The sequence below is a fragment of the Alloalcanivorax venustensis genome (assembly GCF_047495515.1).
Lineage (GTDB): Bacteria > Pseudomonadota > Gammaproteobacteria > Pseudomonadales > Alcanivoracaceae > Alloalcanivorax > Alloalcanivorax venustensis.
This window is the reverse complement of sequence record NZ_CP179934.1, coordinates 1,716,501-1,734,229: the sequence shown is the minus strand read 5'-3', so window position 1 is coordinate 1,734,229 and position 17,729 is coordinate 1,716,501. Positions and strand designations below refer to the sequence as shown.

Annotated in this window: 19 protein-coding genes and 1 tRNA gene; 4 read left to right on the top strand and 16 right to left on the bottom strand. The window is 65.3% G+C overall.

What is annotated here, in order from left to right; all coding sequences use genetic code 11:
* Position 1 precedes the first annotated feature (1 nt).
* Genes ccmC through ccmA form a run of 3 tightly spaced genes read right to left on the bottom strand, consistent with a single transcriptional unit; the run spans position 2 to position 2,072 of the window.
* Positions 2–757 (bottom strand): heme ABC transporter permease CcmC, encoded by a 756-nt coding sequence (gene ccmC / locus ACMG4O_RS08240; RefSeq protein WP_194856355.1) that lies wholly within the window; start codon positions 755–757, stop codon positions 2–4.
* Between the two features lie 26 nt (positions 758–783).
* Entirely contained in the window at positions 784–1,470 is a 687-nt protein-coding gene (gene ccmB / locus ACMG4O_RS08235) for a heme exporter protein CcmB (RefSeq protein ID WP_228548091.1), read from the bottom strand.
* Positions 1,467–2,072 (bottom strand): cytochrome c biogenesis heme-transporting ATPase CcmA, encoded by a 606-nt coding sequence (gene ccmA, locus ACMG4O_RS08230; protein ID WP_194856354.1) that lies wholly within the window; start codon positions 2,070–2,072, stop codon positions 1,467–1,469. Before ccmA ends, ccmB begins: the two co-directional genes overlap by 4 nt.
* Positions 2,073–2,216: 144 nt before the next feature.
* Here ccmA and ACMG4O_RS08225 point away from each other — a divergent pair, with 144 nt between their 5' ends.
* From ACMG4O_RS08225 to ACMG4O_RS08215, 3 genes are read left to right on the top strand one after another with little or no spacing between them, the layout of a single operon-like run.
* On the top strand, positions 2,217–2,795 hold the full coding sequence (locus ACMG4O_RS08225) for a lipocalin family protein (protein ID WP_142950166.1): 579 nt from the start codon (positions 2,217–2,219) through the stop codon (positions 2,793–2,795).
* 29 nt (positions 2,796–2,824) lie between these two features.
* On the top strand, positions 2,825–3,289 hold the full coding sequence (locus ACMG4O_RS08220) for a CYTH domain-containing protein (RefSeq protein ID WP_142950167.1): 465 nt from the start codon (positions 2,825–2,827) through the stop codon (positions 3,287–3,289).
* Positions 3,276–3,455, top strand: a complete 180-nt coding sequence (locus ACMG4O_RS08215) for a hypothetical protein (protein WP_142950168.1) — start codon at positions 3,276–3,278, stop codon at positions 3,453–3,455. Before ACMG4O_RS08220 ends, ACMG4O_RS08215 begins: the two co-directional genes overlap by 14 nt.
* Here ACMG4O_RS08215 and ACMG4O_RS08210 read toward each other — a convergent pair.
* Positions 3,452–4,375: a LysR family transcriptional regulator gene (locus ACMG4O_RS08210; protein ID WP_142950170.1), complete on the bottom strand. Its 924-nt coding sequence runs from the start codon at positions 4,373–4,375 to the stop codon at positions 3,452–3,454. The genes ACMG4O_RS08215 and ACMG4O_RS08210 overlap by 4 nt on opposite strands.
* Before the next feature lie 118 nt (positions 4,376–4,493).
* Here ACMG4O_RS08210 and metE point away from each other — a divergent pair, with 118 nt between their 5' ends.
* Positions 4,494–6,785: a 5-methyltetrahydropteroyltriglutamate--homocysteine S-methyltransferase gene (gene metE, locus ACMG4O_RS08205; protein ID WP_414433557.1), complete on the top strand. Its 2,292-nt coding sequence runs from the start codon at positions 4,494–4,496 to the stop codon at positions 6,783–6,785.
* A 701-nt stretch (positions 6,786–7,486) separates the two neighbouring features.
* On the opposite strand, the gene ACMG4O_RS08200 is transcribed toward metE, so the two are convergent.
* From ACMG4O_RS08200 to adk, 12 genes are all read right to left on the bottom strand, one after another.
* Entirely contained in the window at positions 7,487–8,071 is a 585-nt protein-coding gene (locus ACMG4O_RS08200) for an SCO family protein (RefSeq protein ID WP_414433556.1), read from the bottom strand.
* A gap of 1 nt (position 8,072) precedes the next feature.
* Positions 8,073–8,885, bottom strand: coding sequence for a cytochrome c oxidase assembly protein (locus ACMG4O_RS08195; protein WP_414433555.1), 813 nt, complete (start codon positions 8,883–8,885; stop codon positions 8,073–8,075).
* Positions 8,886–8,893: 8 nt separating this feature from the next.
* Entirely contained in the window at positions 8,894–9,898 is a 1,005-nt protein-coding gene (locus ACMG4O_RS08190; RefSeq protein ID WP_370202161.1) for a DUF5924 family protein, read from the bottom strand.
* Between the two features lie 8 nt (positions 9,899–9,906).
* Entirely contained in the window at positions 9,907–11,034 is a 1,128-nt protein-coding gene (locus ACMG4O_RS08185; RefSeq protein WP_142950184.1) for a sodium ion-translocating decarboxylase subunit beta, read from the bottom strand.
* Positions 11,035–11,036: 2 nt separating this feature from the next.
* Positions 11,037–12,812, bottom strand: a complete 1,776-nt coding sequence (gene oadA, locus ACMG4O_RS08180; RefSeq protein WP_414433554.1) for a sodium-extruding oxaloacetate decarboxylase subunit alpha — start codon at positions 12,810–12,812, stop codon at positions 11,037–11,039.
* A gap of 13 nt (positions 12,813–12,825) precedes the next feature.
* Complete coding sequence (locus tag ACMG4O_RS08175) at positions 12,826–13,068, bottom strand: OadG family protein (protein WP_370184542.1); 243 nt, start codon at positions 13,066–13,068, stop codon at positions 12,826–12,828.
* Positions 13,069–13,608: 540 nt separating this feature from the next.
* Positions 13,609–13,685 (bottom strand) — tRNA-Arg (locus ACMG4O_RS08170).
* Positions 13,686–13,792: 107 nt separating this feature from the next.
* Complete coding sequence (gene bfr, locus ACMG4O_RS08165) at positions 13,793–14,272, bottom strand: bacterioferritin (RefSeq protein WP_142950181.1); 480 nt, start codon at positions 14,270–14,272, stop codon at positions 13,793–13,795.
* Positions 14,273–14,486: 214 nt separating this feature from the next.
* Positions 14,487–14,720 carry a bacterioferritin-associated ferredoxin gene (locus ACMG4O_RS08160; protein ID WP_142950180.1) on the bottom strand — a complete coding sequence of 78 codons (234 nt, stop codon included), beginning with the start codon at positions 14,718–14,720 and terminating at the stop codon, positions 14,487–14,489.
* A 192-nt stretch (positions 14,721–14,912) separates the two neighbouring features.
* Entirely contained in the window at positions 14,913–15,713 is an 801-nt protein-coding gene (locus tag ACMG4O_RS08155; protein ID WP_142950179.1) for a hypothetical protein, read from the bottom strand.
* A 205-nt stretch (positions 15,714–15,918) separates the two neighbouring features.
* Positions 15,919–16,875, bottom strand: a complete 957-nt coding sequence (hemH, locus tag ACMG4O_RS08150; protein WP_142950178.1) for a ferrochelatase — start codon at positions 16,873–16,875, stop codon at positions 15,919–15,921.
* Between the two features lie 144 nt (positions 16,876–17,019).
* Positions 17,020–17,676, bottom strand: a complete 657-nt coding sequence (gene adk / locus ACMG4O_RS08145) for an adenylate kinase (RefSeq protein WP_142950177.1) — start codon at positions 17,674–17,676, stop codon at positions 17,020–17,022.
* Between the last annotated feature and the right edge of the window lie 53 nt (positions 17,677–17,729).

Below are 17,729 nucleotides of genomic sequence, written 5' to 3'. Positions count from 1 at the left end.
ATCACGCCTCCTCGTCACGGACCAGCCGGCGCACCCAGCCGCTGCGGCGCTCGCGGCTGAGCACCTCGGTGCGGGCGCGGATCAGCACGTTGGCGGCGTACAGCAACCAGAGCCCGGCCATGCTGATCAGCAGCGGCCATTTCATCGAGGCGTCGATGGACGACTCCCCCACCACCTTGAGGGTGGCGCCCTGGTGCAGGGTGTTGAGCCACTCCACCGAATACTTGACGATCACCACGTTGATCACGCCCACCACCGCCAGCAGGGCGGCAGCGCGGGCCGCCTGGCGCGGATCGCGGATGGCGTTCTGCAGCGCCATGATGCCCAGGTACAAAAACAGCAGGATCAGCATCGACGTCATGCGCGCGTCCCACTGCCAGTAGGTGCCCCAGGTGGGCTTGCCCCAGAGCGCGCCGGTGAGCAGCGACACCGCCGCCAGGGCGGCGCCGAACGGCGCCAGCGCCTTGAGCATCACCTCCGCCATCTTCATGCGCCAGACCAGCGCCACCAGCCCGGCCACGCCCATGGCGATGTAGCCCATCAGGGCGCCGCTGGAGGCCGGCACGTGAATATAGATGATGCGGTAGCTGTCGCCCTGGTAGCGCTCCACCGGGGCGTACACCAGCCCCCAGATCAGCCCCACCGCCAGCAGCGCCAGCGACACCGGCACCAGCCACGGCAGCACCGCCTCGCAGAAACGGTAGAAGTACCGGGGCGAGCCCAGTTGGTGGTACCAGCGTTTAATCGTTTTCCACATAGAACACCTGAATAGAGCTGCGGCGATCAGTCGCCGGCGCTGATGCGCAGGCCCAGCGCCACGGCCACCGGGCCGAGGCTCACCGCCAGCGCCAGAATCGCCCCCAGCACCGCCAGCAGACCGCCGGTGGGCAGGCCGTCCAGGGCGGTGCGCACCACGCCCGCGCCGAACACCAGCACCGGCACATAAAGGGGCAGCACCAGAACCGCCAGAAGGATACCACCGCGGTTAAGGCCCACCGTGAGCGCCGCGCCGATGGCGCCCACCACGGTGAGCGTGGGCGTGCCCAGCAACACGCTCACCATCAGCGTATCCAGCACCGCCACCGGCAGCTGCAGCATGTAGCCCAGCAGCGGCGCGATCAGCGCCAGCGGTAGACCGGTCAGCAACCAGTGGGCGAGCAGCTTGGCGGCCACCGGCACCACGCTCACCACCGGCGCGGTGAGCAGCAGATCCAGCGCGCCGCTCTCCTGGTCGCGGCGGAACAGGCCGTCCAGGGACAGCATCACCGCCAGCAGCGCCGCCACCCAGACCGCGCCGGGGGCCACCAGGGCCAGCAGCGCCGGCTTCGGCGACAGCGCCAGCGGAAACAGGCTCACCACCACCACGAAAAAAAACAGCGGCTGCACGATGTCCGCCGGCGAGCGCCAGATCAGCGTCAGTTCGCGGCGCAGCGAGGCGCGCCAGACGGCGCCCAGGGTCGGTGCGCTCATCGGGCCACCTCCCTATCCTCACCCAGATGCAGGCGGTGCACGCCGTCGCCGACCCGGTGGTGCGAGGTGTAGATCACCAGCACGCCCTGCGCCGCCGCCTGGCGCAGCCGCTGATCCAGCGCGGCCACCCCCTGCTGGTCGATGGCGGTGAACGGCTCGTCGAGAATCCACACGTCCTTGCCGTCCAGCCACAGCCGGGCCAGCGCGATGCGGCGCTGCTGCCCGGCGGACAAACGCCCCGCCGGCACATCCTCGAAACCGTACAGGTCCAGCGCCGCCAGCGCCGCGTCCGGGTCGCCGGTCTGGCCGCTGAGGGCACGGTTGTATTCGAGGTTTTCGCGGGCGGTGAGTTCCTCACGCACGCCGGGCTGGTGCCCCAGGTAGAGCAGCGACGGCGGCAACGGCGACGACCACTCGACCCGCCCCTGGTAAAAGCCGTGCAGGCCCACCAGGATGCGCAACAGCGTGGTCTTGCCGGCGCCGTTGGCGCCGGTCACCTGCCAGATCTCGCCGTTGCGCGCGGAAAAATCCAGATTCTCAAACAGCATCCGGTGGTCCCGCTCGCAGCCCAGCTGCCGCACTGTTAAACGTGGTGCGTCCATGGTCGCTTCCGCCCCCTGAATCGGCCGCGGAGTATAGCATGCCTGGGCACCCCGACGAGCGCGGGCCAGCCACGGCCGAACGGTTGCGCAAACCCGGGGCGTTTTCGGCTAAACTATGGGATTAGTGTCGAAAGGATTCCGACTATGACTCTCCATAAGGCTCTCCATAAGGCCCTGTTACTGGGCCTGCCTCTGCTCCTGGCCGCCTGCGGCGGCGACGAACGGCCCCTGGCCACGGTGGACCGGGTGGATCTGCAGCGCTACGCGGGCACCTGGCATGAAATCGCCCGCCTGCCGCAATGGTTCCAGCGCGGCTGCTACAACTCCACCGCCACCTACAGCCTCAACGACGACGGTTCGGTAAAAGTGGTCAACCGCTGTCAGCGCGAGGACGACGAACCCAGCGTCGCGGAAGGCGAGGCCCGCGTGGTGCCCGGCTCCAACAACGCCAAGCTGAAGGTCCGTTTCGATAACTGGTTTTCCCGGCTGCTGCCCAAGGTCGCCGAAGGGAATTACTGGGTGATCGCGCTGGACAAGGACTACCAGACCGTGGTGATCGGCGAACCGGGCCGCGAGTATCTGTGGATTCTGGCGCGCCAGCCCCGGCTGCCGGACGACCAGTACCGGGCCCTGGTCGGGCTCGCCGAGGAGAAAGGCTTCCCGGTGGACGAGTTGCAGCGCAACCGGGACCTGGTGCCGGACGGCGAACGCGACACCCCCTGACCGACAGACCCACAGCGAGGAGTCCGACCATGGCCGTGGAAATCGAGAGAAAATTCCGCACCAAGGGCGTCGACTTTCTGGCGAACCAGGAAGGCGAACGTCTGACCCAGGGGTATCTGAGCCACGATCCCCGCGCCACCGTGCGGTTGCGCGTGCAAGGCGACCGCGCCTGGCTGACCATCAAGGGCAAGACCCACGGCGCCAGCCGCAGTGAGTTCGAATACCCGATCCCCACCGCCGACGCCCACGCCATGCTGGAGGAAATGTGCCCGCAGGGCGTGATCGACAAAACCCGCTACCGCATCCCGGTGGGCGAGCATGTCTGGGAAGTGGACGAATTCCACGGCGACAACCAGGGCCTGGTGGTCGCCGAGGTGGAGCTGGACAGCGAGGACCAGCCGTTCGAGCGGCCGCCCTGGCTCGGCGAGGAAGTCACCGACGACCCCAGATACTACAACAGCGCGTTGAGCCGCACCCCCTATGGCCAGTGGTAACACCCAGTACGTCCTGTGGCGGCGGGACGAGAACGGGCAAATCCTGTTGATGTGCCGTTTCCACTCCAACAGCCAGGCGCAGCGTGTGTGCGCGCGCTATCAACGACAGAAAAAGCCCCGCTATCACTACTGGGTGACCACCCTGGCGCCGCATGGGCCGCACTAACCGGCGGCGCGGCGGATACCACTGAGGTTGCTGAAACACAGGGCGCGGGCGGTATCCATGAATTCCTGAATAAACGGCACCTGCTCGTCACCGTCGCGCACCGCCGCGTACAGGGTGCGCCACACGCCCTCCCCTTCACCCAGCCTGACCGCGCGCACCAGATCCAGATCCAGGTATTCGGTGAGCGCCCAGTTGGGCAACGCCGCCACGCCCCGGCCGGCGGCCACCAGCTGCACCATCATCGGCGTCAGCTCGGCGGTGCGCAGCGCCGCCGGCGCCACCCCGGCCGGGTCGAGAAAGGCGGTGAACACATCCAGCCGCTCGTGCTCCACCGGGTAGGTGATCAGGGTTTCCTCCGCCAGCGCCCGGGGCGCCACCGCGCGGGCGCCGGCCAGCGCTGACTGCCGCGCCACCGCCAGCACCAGCTCGTAGCGGAACAGCGGCAAATAGCGCACCGCATCGTTGTCCACCGGATCGGACGTGATCACCATATCCAGGTCGCCGCGCACCAGCGCCGCCTGGGGCGTGAAACTGAACGCCGCGGACAAATCCAGCTCCACTTCCGGCCAGGCCTCGCGGAACCGGTCCAGGGCCGGCATCAGCCACTGAAAGCAGGAATGGCACTCAATGGCGATGTGCAGCCGCCCGCTCTGCCCGGCGGCCAGGCGCCGCAGCTCGGTCTCGGTGCGCCTCACCTGGGGCAGTACCTGGCGCGCCAGCGCCAGCACCCGGCCACCGGCGGTGGTGAAACGGATCGGCCGGGTGCGCCGCACGATCAGCGCCACCCCGAGCCGGTGCTCCAGGTCCTTGAGCTGGTGGGACAGCGCCGATTGGGTGACGTGCAGGCGCTCGGCGGCCTCCACCAGGCTGCCGGCCTCGTCGATGGCCTGCAGGGTGGCCAGGTGGCGGAGTTCAAGCACTGACGACATGAGCATCACTCATAGTAAAGATTAGATATTTGATTTTGTCTCAACTAAGGGGTGGACCACAATAGCCGCCAATTGATCTTCCCCCTCTTCGCGTGACAAAGGATTCATCATGACCACCCTGCATAACCTGGGCTTTCCCCGTATCGGCGCCCGCCGTGAACTGAAACAGGCGGTCGAGGCCTATTGGGCCGGCACCCTGCAGCAAAGCGAACTGGAGCACGTGGGCCGCAGCCTGCGCGAGCGCCACTGGACGCTGCAGGCGGAAGCGGGCCTGGACGTGGTGCCGGTGGGCGACTTCGCCTGGTACGACCAGATTCTCGAGTTCTCCTGTCTGCTGGGCGTGGTGCCGCCGCGCTTCCAGCAGGCCGACGATCAGCCGGTGTCCCTGGACACCCTGTTCCGCATGGCCCGGGGCCGCGCCCCCAGCGGCGAGCCGGCGGCGGCCTGCGAGATGACCAAGTGGTTCGATACCAACTACCACTACATCGTGCCGGAGCTGGAAGGGGACCAGCAGTTCCGCATCGCCCGCGAGACCCTGTTCGATCAGGTGGACGAAGCCCGCGCCCTGAACCTGGACGCCAAGCCGGTGATCCCCGGGCCGCTCACCTACCTGTACCTGTCCAAGGGCGAGTCGTTCGACGGCGCCGCCGATAGCGCCAAACTGACCCTGCTGGAAAATCTGATTCCGGTGTACCGGACCATTCTGCAGCGCTTCGCCGACCAGGGCGTGACCTGGGTGCAGATCGACGAGCCGATTCTCTGCCTGGATCTGCCCGACGCCTGGCAGCGCGCCTACCTGCGTGTCTACGACCAACTCGCCGGCGCCGCCTCGGTGAAACTGCTGCTGGCCACCTACTTCGAAGGCCTGCGCGACAACCTGTTCACCGCCCTGCAACTGCCGGTGGCGGGCCTGCACCTGGACCGGGTGCGCGGCAACGATCCGCTGGATCAGGTGCTGCCGCGCCTGGGCGACAAGGTGCTGTCGCTGGGCGTGATCAACGGCCGCAATATCTGGCGCGCCGACCTGGACGCCCTGCTCGACACCCTGACCCCGCTGAAAGCGCAGCTGGGCGAGCGCCTGTGGCTGGCGCCTTCCTGCTCGCTGCTGCACAGCCCGGTGGACCTGGACCAGGAAGACCGCCTGGACGACGAACTGAAAAGCTGGCTCAGCTTCGCCAAGCAGAAGCTCGACGAACTGGCGGTGCTGGGCGGCGCCCTGAACGGCGACGACGGCGTGCAGCCGGCGCTGCAGGCGCAACGCCAGGCGGTGGCGGCGCGCGGCCAGTCGCGGCGCATCCACGACCCGGCGGTGGGCGAGCGCATGGCGGCCTCCGGCCAGGTGTCCCGCGACCGGCTGAGCCCGTTCGCCGAGCGCATCGGCAAACAGCAGGCGGCGCTGAAACTGCCCGCCTACCCCACCACCACCATCGGCTCGTTTCCGCAGACCAAGGAAATCCGCGCCGCCCGCCGTGACTGGAAAGCGGGCAAGCTGGACGACAGCGGCTACACCGAGCTGATGAAGCAGGAAATCACCCGCGCGGTGCGCTACCAGGAGCAGGTGGACCTGGACGTGCTGGTGCACGGTGAAGCGGAACGCAACGACATGGTGGAATACTTCGGCGAGCTGCTGGAAGGCTTCGCCTTCACCCGCTTCGGCTGGGTGCAGAGCTACGGCTCGCGCTGCGTGAAACCGCCGGTAATCTTCGGCGACGTGAGCCGCCCCAAGGCGATGACCGTGGACTGGACCCGCTTCGCCCAGTCGCTCACCGACAAGCCGGTGAAAGGCATGCTCACCGGCCCGGTGACCATTCTGCAGTGGTCCTTCGTGCGCGACGACCAGCCCCGCGACACCACCTGCCGGCAGATCGCCCTGGCCCTGCGCGACGAAGTCCAGGACCTGGAAAAGGCCGGCATCGGCGTGATCCAGATCGACGAGCCGGCCTTCCGCGAAGGCCTGCCGCTGCGCCGCGACGACTGGCAGGCGTACCTGGACTGGGCGGTGGACTGCTTCCGCCTGGCCACCGTGGGCGTGGCCGACGAAACCCAGATCCACACCCACATGTGCTACTCGGAGTTCAACGACATCATCGAAGCGATCGCCGCCATGGACGCGGACGTGATCACCATCGAAACGTCGCGCTCGAACATGGAGCTGCTGGAAGCGTTCGAAAACTTCCAGTACCCCAACGACATCGGCCCGGGCGTGTACGACATCCACTCGCCCAACGAGCCGAAGGTGGACTGGATGGTGGCGCTGATGGAAAAGGCCGCCCAGCGGCTGCCCAAGGAACGCCTCTGGGTGAACCCGGACTGCGGCCTCAAGACCCGCAAATGGGAAGAAACCGAAGGCGCCCTGGCCAACATGGTGGAAGCCGCCAAGGCGCTCCGAAAGAGCGCCTGATTCCAGGCCTGTGGGAGCTCTTGTGCGAGCGGGCCCCGCCCGCGAAAGGGAGCGAAGCTCCCGGCGGGATGCCAGAGACCTGGGTTCTTCAGGTCTCCGGTGCTCCGTATCCGAGACGCGGTGCAATGGTGGTGCCTTCCGGGACCGCTCAAGCCATCCCTGGCCGCTGTTAGTTTGGCCCTCCCTGGCCAAACAGCTCCCTCCAGGCACCACCATTGCCCCGCTCACTTTGCAGCGGTACCGCCACGGGTCCAAATCACCGCCAGGACCATTCTACGAAGCTCGGGTTGTGGGAGCTTGCCTTGCAAGCGAAAGGCCGGCGTTGCCGGCCGGCAGGATCCCAGAGAGGCTGTTGGCGCTGAAGTTAGAAAAGTCTCTGGCATCCTGCGGGGCAACCTTTGCCGGGAGCTTCGCTCCCTTTCGCGGGCATGGCCCGCTCGCACAAGGCAATTTCCTCCAAGCCTGGCTACCACAAGGCCTGTTCCCACAAACCGAGCTTCGTAGAAAGGTCCGGGCGGTTTCTCTGACCCGTGGCGGTGGCCGCTTCGCATCAGCGAGGTGCCGGGCAGGGCTGCCCAGGACCGTATTTGGCCAGGGATGGCCAAATACGAGCCTACAGGGATGTACTCGTGGCGTGTCCTGGGCAGCCCTGCCCGGCATCTCGCCCCTGATGGAGGGACCACACCATCCAATGGCCGCGGTTACAGGTCGGTGAGAGCTTTCAGGTCGTCGGCGACCTGTTCGACGGGCTGATCGTTGCGCATCAGCAGGCGCACCCGGCCGCTTTTGTCAAAGCCGTACATGGCCAGCCCGTGGGACACCTCGTAGTTGCCCTCCTCGTCTTTGTCGCCGTAGCCGTAGGCGGTGCGGTAACGCTTGGTGACGTCGTCGAGCTGGTCCTTGCTGCCGGTGAGACCGATCACCTCGGGGCCGAAGTATTCGGTGTACTCCTTGAGCAAGGCCGGCGTGTCACGCTCCGGATCAACACTGATGAACAGCACGCGCAATTGTTCGCGCTCCTGCTCGGACAGGGTGTTCATGGCCTGGGCGAGCAGCGTCAGCGTCATCGGGCAGTAGTCGGGGCAGTGGGTGTAGCCGAAGAACAGCACCACCGCTTTGCCGTCGACGATGGATTCGGTGACGGTGTCGCCGTTTTCGTCGGTGAGGGTGAAGCTGAGATCGTCCATGACGCCGGTGATGTCCTTGCCGTGGAATGCCACGGGGGACTCGCCGCAGCCCGCCAGCAGCACCGCGAACAGGGCGATCAGCAAACCGGGGATGCGCATATCAGTCTCCTCGCTGTTCGTAATTCAAGTAGTACCTCAACACCACCAGGGCACCGAGGATGGTCATCATGGCCGGCGGGATCCAGGTGAGCACGCCGCCCAGCACCTGGTCGGTGGCGGGGCTGAGCGGCCAGGCGCGGCCGCAGATGGCGTAGACGTCATAGAGGCCCGGCTCCGAGAAGGTGATGTAGGCGCCCAGCAGGATCTGCGGGAACAGCGCCGCCACCAGCATCAGAAAGCGCACGCCGAAGCCGGAGGTGCGCGCCTGGCGCGGGTCCCTGGGGTCGAGGATCACCAGCCAGAAAATCACCCCGTCGATCAGCATCGACCAGTTCATCAGTTCGTAGAGCCGCAGGCTGAGCATGGCGTCGAAATGCACCGAGGGCCAAAGCCAGAAGAAGATCAGGCCGACGAACAGCAGCGTGGCCACCACCGGGTCGAACAGCACCCGCCGCAGTGGGGCGAAGGCCCGCGCCAGCAACGGGAAGCGGCGGCCGCCGGCCACCGCCGCCAGCACCGGCAGCGGGTTGGCCAGGGCGATCAGGAAGGCGCCCAGGTGGTGCAGCACCAGATGCTGAATGCGGTGCATGAAGAACATGTAGCGGGCGTAGTAATCGAACTGGGTGTGGATCACCGCGTAGCAGAGCAGCAGGCCAGTGAAGAACGACAGCGCGCGCCACACTGAGGGCGCGCGCCCTTGCCGGGCCAGGCGGCGGGCGCCCAGCACCCAGCCGCCGGCGGCCAGCAGGCACAGCAGCACGGTGAGCGGCGACAGGATGTACGGCGTGAGCGCGGTTTGCAGGGTCTGCCACATGGTCGGGCTCAGCGTTCGGTCACATGGAAACGCAGCACGCCGATGATCTGTTCCTTGGCGGTGCGGACTTCCACCCGCCAGCGGCCGCTGGCGTTGTCAGGAAAATGCAGTTTGTGCGACCAGGTGCGGTAGCCCTGTTCGCGGCCGCCGGTGACGCTCAGCGGGACCTTGTCCACCAGCTCGCGGCCATGGAACCAGTAATGGTAGACCGGCTGACCCAGGCCCAGCGGCGCGCGGATGGCGGTGTAGGCGTACAGGCCTTCGTCGAGTTCTTCCCGGCTGAAGGTTTCACCGGTGACCAGCGGCTGGCGGCGTTCGCGGTTGAAGTTCACCGACACCGCCCGGTGCTCCAGGGAGAGGCTCAGCGGCGGCACCAGCCGCGCGCCCCACCAGGGCACCGAGATGATCGACGCGGAGACCAGCACCAGTGCGGCCCAGCGCCAGGCGCGGCGCGGGCCGCCCACCCGCCAGAAGCTGGGCAGCGCGAACAGCGCGGTCAGCAGAGCGGCGCCGTCCAGGGCCTGGTTGGTGGGCCATTTGAAGATCAGTGGCAACAGCACCAGCAGCGCCACGAACAGCGCCCAGGCGTGGAAGCCGAAATACCAGGCACGGTGGCCGGCGAGCCGGAAGTACAGCGGGTCGATGATGCTCACCAGCGCGCCGGCGACCACCAGCCCGGTGAACAGGAAATATTCGGCGCCGCCGGACCACTGCAGCACAACGAACGGCAGGCTGAAGAAGAAGGCTTCCTGGTGAACGCCCTGCAGCATCAGCTTGAGGGCGCCCTGGGCGACCTGCTCCATGGGCGTGCCCCGGAAGCGGCGCAGCCAGATGTTCTCGGTGATCAGCACCAGCCAGGTGGCCACCAGCACGGCGGTGAGCACCGCCGCCAGCCACGGCTGGCGCTCGACCAGAAAATAACTGGCCAGCCCCAGGCTGAAGCTGCCCACCGCCCAGACGTGGCGCAAACGGAACAACAGCGCATTGAGACGTTCGAGCCAGTGGGCGTTCATATCCGAATTTATCCAGCCAGATTAAGCAAGACCCCGGCGGCGACGGCGGAGCCGATGACGCCGGCCACATTAGGCCCCATGGCGTGCATCAGCAAATGATTTTGCGGGTTGGCTTCCAGGCCCACCCGGTTGGCCACCCGGGCGGCCATGGGCACCGCCGACACACCGGCGGCGCCGATGATCGGATTGATGGGAATCTTGCTGAAGCGGTTCATGATGTGCGCCATCAGCACGCCGGTGCCGGTGCCGATCACGAACGCCGCCAGGCCCAGCACCAGAATACCCAGGGTTTCCGGCACCAGGAACTGTTCGGCGCCGAGCTTGGCGCCCACCGCCAGGCCCAGCAGGATGGTGACGGTGTTGATCAGCGCATTGGTGGTGGTGTCCACCAGGCGGCTCACCACGCCGGATTCCTTCATCAGGTTGCCGAAGCAGAACATGCCCAGCAGCGGTGCCGCGTCCGGCAACAGCAGCGCCACCAGCACCAGCAGCAGAATCGGGAACAGGATCTTTTCCAGCCGGCCCACCGGACGCAGCTGCTCCATCTTGATCTGGCGTTGCTTTTCGGTGGTCAGCAGCCGGATCACCGGCGGCTGGATCAACGGCACCAGGGCCATGTAGGAGTAAGCCGCCACCGCCACCGCGCCGAGCAGCTCCGGCGACAACCGGCTGGTGACGTAAATACTGGTGGGCCCGTCGGCGCCGCCGATGATGCCGATACTGGCGGCGTCGGCCAGGGAGAAGTCCAGGCCCAGGTAATTGAGCGCCAGGGCCCCCAGCAGCGCGGCGAAAATGCCGAACTGGGCGGCGGCGCCCAACAGTAGAGTGCGCGGGTTGGCCAACAACGGGCCGAAGTCGGTCATTGCGCCCACGCCCATGAAAATCAGCAGCGGGAATACGCCGGTGGTGAGGCCGGCCTCGTAGATCAGATAGAGCAGGCCGCCGGGTTCCGCCAGGCCGGCCACCGGAATGTTGGCGAGGATGCCGCCGAAGCCGATGGGGATCAACAGCAGCGGTTCGAAGTTCTTGCGGATGGCCAGGAACAGCAGCACCAGGCCCACCAGGATCATCACGAACTGGCCGACACTGAGCTGATAGAGCCCGGTGCTGAGCCAGAGGGTATTGAGCTGTTCCATGCTTAACCCCCGATCGTCAGTAGCACGTCGCCCACCGCCACGGCGTCACCGGGTTTCACCCGCACCTCGGCCACGGTGCCGGCGCGGGGCGCGGCCACGTCGGTTTCCATTTTCATCGCTTCCAGCACCAGGACCCGTTCGCCCTCTTCCACCCGCTGGCCGGGTTTGACCAGCACTTCGAAGATGTTGCCGGCCAGCGGCGCCGGCACCGGTTCGCCGTCGCCGGTGGGGGCCGCCGGGGCCGCGCCGGGGGCCGCCGGCGCTTCGCCGTCCAGGGGTTTGATGCCGTCGATGTCGCCGCCGTCACTGACTGTGACGGTGTAGCGCTGGCCTTCCACCGTGACCGTGTAGACGCCCTCTTCCTGGCCGTCGTCGCCCTCGGAGGGCGCCGGCTCGAAGGCGTCCGGGTTGCCCCGGTTGGCGAGAAACTTGAGCCCGATCTGCGGGAACAGCGCGTAGGTGAGCACGTCGTCCAGGCGGCGCTCGCCGGAGGCCAGTTCGATGCCCTCCTCCGTGGCCTGCTGTTCCAGCTCGCGACCCAGGGCGTCCAGTTCGTTGTCGAGCCGGTCCGCCGGGCGGCAGGTGAGCGGCTGGTCGCCTTCCAGGGCGCGCTCGCGCAGCGCCTCGTCGAAGGGCGCCGGCGCTTCGCCGTATTCACCGCGCAGGATGCCGCGGGTTTCCTTGCTGAGCGCCTTGTAGCGTTCGCCGGCCATCACGTTCATCACCGCCTGGGTGCCGACGATCTGCGAGGTGGGCGTGACCAGGGGAATGTAGCCCAGGTCCTTGCGCACCCGGGGAATCTCCTCGAGCACCGCGTCGAAGCGATCCAGCGCGTTTTGTTCGCGCAGCTGGCTTTCCATATTGGTGAGCATGCCGCCGGGCACCTGCGCCACCAGAATGCGCGAGTCCACGCCGCGCAGGCTGCCTTCGAAGCGCCGGTACTTGAGCCGCACCTGGCGGAAGTAGGCGGCGATTTCCTCCAGGGCGCGAATATCCAGGCCGGTGTCGCGGTCGGTGCCTTCCAGCATCGCCACCACGGTTTCGGTGGGGCTGTGGCCGTAGGTCATCGACATGGAGGAGATCGCGGTGTCGACGTTGTCGATGCCGGCCTCCGCCGCCTTCAGGGCGGTGGCGGTGGACAGGCCGGTGGTGGCGTGGCACTGCATGTGCACCGGAATATCCAGCGCCTGCTTAAGACGGCTGACCAGCTCGAACGCGGTGTAGGGCGTGAGCAGGCCGGCCATGTCCTTGATCGCCACGGAGTCGGCGCCCATGTCCTCGATGCGTTTGCCCTGCTCCACCCAGACGTCGAGGGTGTGCACCGGACTCACCGTGTAGGCGATGGTGCCCTGAGCGTGCTTGCCCTGTTTGACCACCGCCGCCACCGCCCGCTCGATGTTGCGCATGTCGTTCATGGCGTCGAACACGCGGAACACGTCCACGCCGCTTTCCGCCGCCCGTTCCACGAAGGCGTCGACCACGTCGTCGGCGTAATGGCGGTAGCCGAGCAGGTTCTGCCCGCGCAGCAGCATTTGCTGGGGCGTGTTGGGCATCGCTTTCTTGAGCTCGCGGATGCGCTCCCAGGGGTCCTCGCCCAGGTAGCGGATGCAGGCGTCGAAGGTGGCGCCGCCCCAGGATTCCAGTGACCAAAAACCGATGCGGTCGAGTTTCTCCGCGATCGGCAGCATGTCGTCCAGGCGCAGGCGGGTGGCAAGCAGGGACTGGTGGGCGTCGCGCAGCACCACATCGGTGATGCCGAGAGGCGTTTTTGTCGTCATGGGAAGATTCCGATCAGCGTTGGGCGCGGTGTTGCCGGATGGCGTCCTGGATGGCCGCCCGAATGTGTGGAGAAACCTGGGGTGCGGGTTCCGGGGCCGGCGCGGTGGCGGGCTTGCCGCCGGTGGTTTCGGGGGCGAAGCGCTGAACCAGGGCCGAAAGGCCGGTCATCACCGCCACCAGAATCAGAAGAAAGGCGAGTACCACGCCCATGCCCAGCACCATGAGCTGTACGCCCTGGGCCAATAGATCGTTCATGCTCCGCTCCCGGGTAGGTTCAAGCGTGGGCTGTTTTGCTGGGGATCCGCCGCCTTTTGGGCGGGGTTCCGGCGCCCTGATTCGGCGCAATGTATCGGGATTGTCGACAACAGGCAAGGTAATGGGGGACTGGGGTGGTTGATTTTGGGGAGTTTGGTGGGGGGGATGGGGGTGGATTGTTGACATTTTTTTGGTGGGAGGGGTTGGGGGAGCTGGTGTGGGGGCGGCTTTGTAGAGGGGCGCCTGGCTTTGCTTGCCTGGCTTGGGTGAGAGAGGTGCGAGGTTGGATGGAAGGACAGTGAGACAGGGAGTAATGGGGGGATGGGGAGTGGTTGCTGGGTAGAGGGGCGCACCGGGGAGGATTGATTCGTCCGGCTTTGCCGGACTCACCCCTTCGGGGCGTCGCCGCTTTGCGGCGACGTCCTGCGCCGGCTTTTGGCCGGCTTGTCGAACCCTGGGGGTTCTCTAAATAGCTCCCCGGTATAAGCCATACAAACTAAAAGGGCCCCGCTCATTTGAGCGGGGCCCTTTTAGTTTGTATGGCGCACCGGGGAGGATTCGAACCCCCGACCTCCTGGTTCGTAGCCAGATGCTCTATCCAACTGAGCTACCGGTGCGGGACCTTGCGGCGTTGGCCGTCAAGAGGCGCGCATTATTCCCAATGCCCCCCGGGGAGTCAAGCCGGGGGCGGTGATTTCTTGCGCAAACGGACCACGGGGGCGATTTATTCTTCGCCGGCTTCCATTTGTTTTTGCAGATAATTTTCCAGGCCTACCTTGTCGATCAGGCTGAGTTGGGTTTCCAGCCAGTCGATATGCTCTTCCTCGGAGGCGAGGATTTCGCGGAACAGGTCGCGGGTGACGTAATCGCGTACGGATTCGCAGTATTCGATGCCGTCGCGCAGGTCGGGCACCGCCATTTGCTCAAGCTTGAGGTCGCAGTTGAGCATTTCCTTGGTGTTTTCGCCGATCATCAGTTTGCCCAGGTCCTGCAGGTTGGGCAGGCCTTCGAGGAACAGAATACGCTCGACCAGCATGTCGGCGTGTTTCATTTCATCGATGGACTCGTGGTATTCGTGCTCGTACAGGGCCTGGAAGCCCCAGTCCTTGTACATCTTGGCGTGCAGGAAATACTGGTTGATCGCCACCAGCTCGTTGCCGAGTGCGCGGTTGAGGAATTCGATGACTTTCTGGTCGCCTTTCATGTGCGTTCTCCGTGCCGGCGGGGTAATGGCGACTATTGTTCAGCAAGACGGGGGCACGGACAAGGTTTACCCGGAAAAAAATCGAGTAAATACAAGTAGTTATACTAATGAGAATCAGTCTTCAAGAGCCGGAAGAGAGGCCGACGTCCCTGCTCCCTGGCTGGGCTCGGGCCTGGCTGGGAGGCTGATGGACTGCTCTCGCGCGGGGCGGCCCTCAGGCGGTCTGAGGCCAGTACTGGACTGGTTCGCCCCGGTTTGCCGAGATTGAAGAGACCGCCGGCATGGCGTTACGGGTATCACGCAATACCTGACGGGCGTGCCGTGCACATTTAGCACACTGACTGCCAACCCCAAGTTCCCGACGAAGATCGCGCAGGCTGTCGCAACCGCTTTCGGCTGCTTCCCGTATCTGACCGTCAGTGATGCCGTTACACAAACAAACGTACATGGCTACGTCCACTCCTCAAACTCGGGAGCAGAATAACTCTAATGCGAATTGTTATCAATAGCTTTCTTGGCCTGGGCGCCACCCCTGCCCGGCGGCAGGCCCAGGGCGGTTTTTTTTGGGGGGAGGGGGGGGCCGGAACGACAACGCCCCCGGCTGGCCGGGGGCGTTGTGTCGAACGGGCGGACGGTCCGGTCAGCTGCTCTTGGCCGGGGTCTTCTTGGCCGCCGCTTTCTTGCGCGGTGCTTTGCGCGCCGGGGTCTTGCGGGTGGCGGTCTTCTTCACCGCGGTCTTGCGGGTCGCGGTTTTCTTGGCCGCCGGACGCTTGCTGGCGCTTTTCTTCGCCGGGGTGCGCTTGGCCGCCTTCTTGGCGGTGGCGCGCTTGGCGGTGGTTTTGCGCGCGGTGGATGTCTTGCCGGTGGCTTTGCGGGCGGCGCGCTTGGCCTTCTGCTCCGCTTTCTTCTGAGCCACCTTGGCTTTCTTCGCCAGCTTGCGCTCGTACTCGCGCATCTTGGTGGTCAGGTTACGCTGGGCGGTGCGCAGCTTTTTGTTTTCCCGCGTGACCACTTTCTTGGCGGCCTGGATTTCGGCGCGAATCAGTTTGCTCTCGCCGCGCAGGTCCTGAAGTTTGAGACGCTGGGTGTTCATGCGACCGCGGGCGGTTTCCACGGCGCGTTTGGCGGCGGCGGTGGCATTGCCTTTGGCCTTATCCCGCTTGGCGGCCAGATCCGCGCGCAACTTGCTGAGTTTGTCGTTTTCCGTTTCGATCTTTTTCTTCTGGCGGTCCAGCTTGGTGCTGGCCTGGTCGACTTTCTTCTGTGCCTGGGCCACCGCCTTTTCCTGAAGTTTGGACTTGGACTCGGCGTTGGTTACCGACTTCGGCAGAGCCGGAGCCTTATTGGCGGTGGTTTTGGTGGTGGTGGTCTTCTTGCGTGCGGCGGTCTTGCGAGCCGCGGTTTTTTTCTGAGCGCTACTTTTTTTTGCTGCTCTGGCCATGATCGATCTCCTAATCTATGACGTCATTTTTCTGCGACAGTCGGAAAGTAGCATAAAAAAAAATCACTTGGTACATTATTTGACCAAGAGTTTGTAGGAATCAGTAAAAAAATAAAAAGCGGTTTTTTTTGGGGAGAGGGGCGCGGAGAAAAAATAAAACGGGGCAGCGTTCGGCTGCCCCGTGTCGGTCACTCGTCACCGCGTTTCATAAATGCGCGCGGACCACCGCTTCCAGGGCGTCGATGTGTGACGGTTCCGCGTTCAGCGCGGGGATATAGGCAAACGATTCGCCGCCGGCGTGCAGGAACACTTCGCGGTTTTCACCGTCGATTTCTTCCAGGGTTTCCAGGCAGTCGGCGGAGAAACCGGGGCACACCACCTGTACCGAACGCACGCCTTCCTTACCCCACTTTTCCAGGGTTTTATCGGTGTAGGGGTTGAGCCACTCCTGGGGGCCGAAGCGGGATTGAAAGGTCACCATCCATTGTTCGGCGCGCAAACCCAGGCGCTCGGCGATCAACGCGGCGGAGTGGTGGCAGCGCTCACCGTAGTGGTCGCCTTTGTCCTGGTAGGACACCGGAATGCCGTGGAATGAAAACAGCAGCTTTTCCGCCGCGCCGTGTTGTTCGCGAAAACGCCGGATACTGTCGGCCACCGCGTCCAGCCAGGCGGGGTTTTGCCAGTAGTCCTTAACCAGTGTCAGCCCGGGCACTTCCCGGCGGGTGCGCACCCAGCGCGCCAGGGCGTCCGCCACCGCGCCGTTGGTGGAGCCGGAATACTGCGGGTAGAGCGGCAGGATCAACAGGTGGTCGTGGCCCTGGTCCGCCAGCTCATCCAGCACGGCTTCAAAACCGGGGCTGCCGTAGCTCATGGCGTAACGCACGGTGCAGTCGAAACGGCCGGCCAGCGCTTCGGCCTGCTGCTGGGCCACCAGCCGGATCGGAGAGTCCTGCTGCCAGATGGAGGCGTAGAGTTTCGCCACCCGGCGCGGCCGCAGCGGCAGGATGATCAGCCGCAGCACCCAGAACCAGATCAGGCGCGGCGCTTCCACCACCCTGGGGTCGGACAGGAACTGCTTCAGATAACGGCGCACCGCCGCCGTGGTGGGCGCGTCTGGGGTGCCCAGATTGACCAGGACCACCGCCGGTTTCGTCACGGACATAACAAGCCTTCTCCTGAGTAAGCGCGGGGGCGCATCACAACCAATGGAGGGTGAATGATAGGTGAGACAGAGGACGTGAGCACGCTATCGGGGTGATAGGAGGGGGGAGATGCGAGGGCCCGCTGCCGCGGGCCCCTGGAGAGTTCAGCCTTTCAGTTTTTCCATGATGCGCTGACGGATGTCGTCGACGCCGCCGACGCCGGCCACGCGCACGTAGGTGGGCGCGTTCTGTTCGCCGTTCTGGGCCAGCTCCTGATAGAAGTTCACCAGCGGGCGGGTCTGCTCCTGGTACACCTCAAGGCGCTTGCGCACGGTGGCTTCCTTGTCGTCGTCGCGCTGGACCAGCTCGTCGCCGGTCTCGTCGTCCTTGCCGGCTTCCTTGGGCGGGTTGTGCTTGATGTGGTAGACCCGGCCGGAAGCGGGGTGTACGCGGCGGCCGCTGAGACGCTCGATGATTTCTTCGTCATCCACATCAATCTCAACCACGAAATCGATATTCACGCCCTCTTCCACCAGCGCCTGGGCCTGGGGGATGGTGCGCGGGAAGCCGTCGAACAGGAAGCCGTTCTTGCAGTCGTCCTCGGTGATGCGCTCTTTGACCAGGCCGAGAATGATGTCGTCGGATACCAGACCGCCGGCATCCATCACTTTCTTGGCTTCCAGGCCCAGAGGGGTGCCCGCTTTCACCGCGGCACGCAGCATATCGCCGGTGGAGATCTGGGGAATGGAAAATTCTTCCTTGATGAACTGCGCCTGAGTGCCCTTACCCGCACCGGGCGCGCCAAGCAGGATGACACGCATAGGATTCTCCGTTTTGCCGCGAATGGAAGGGGCGTCAGGAGCTCCCCTCGCCC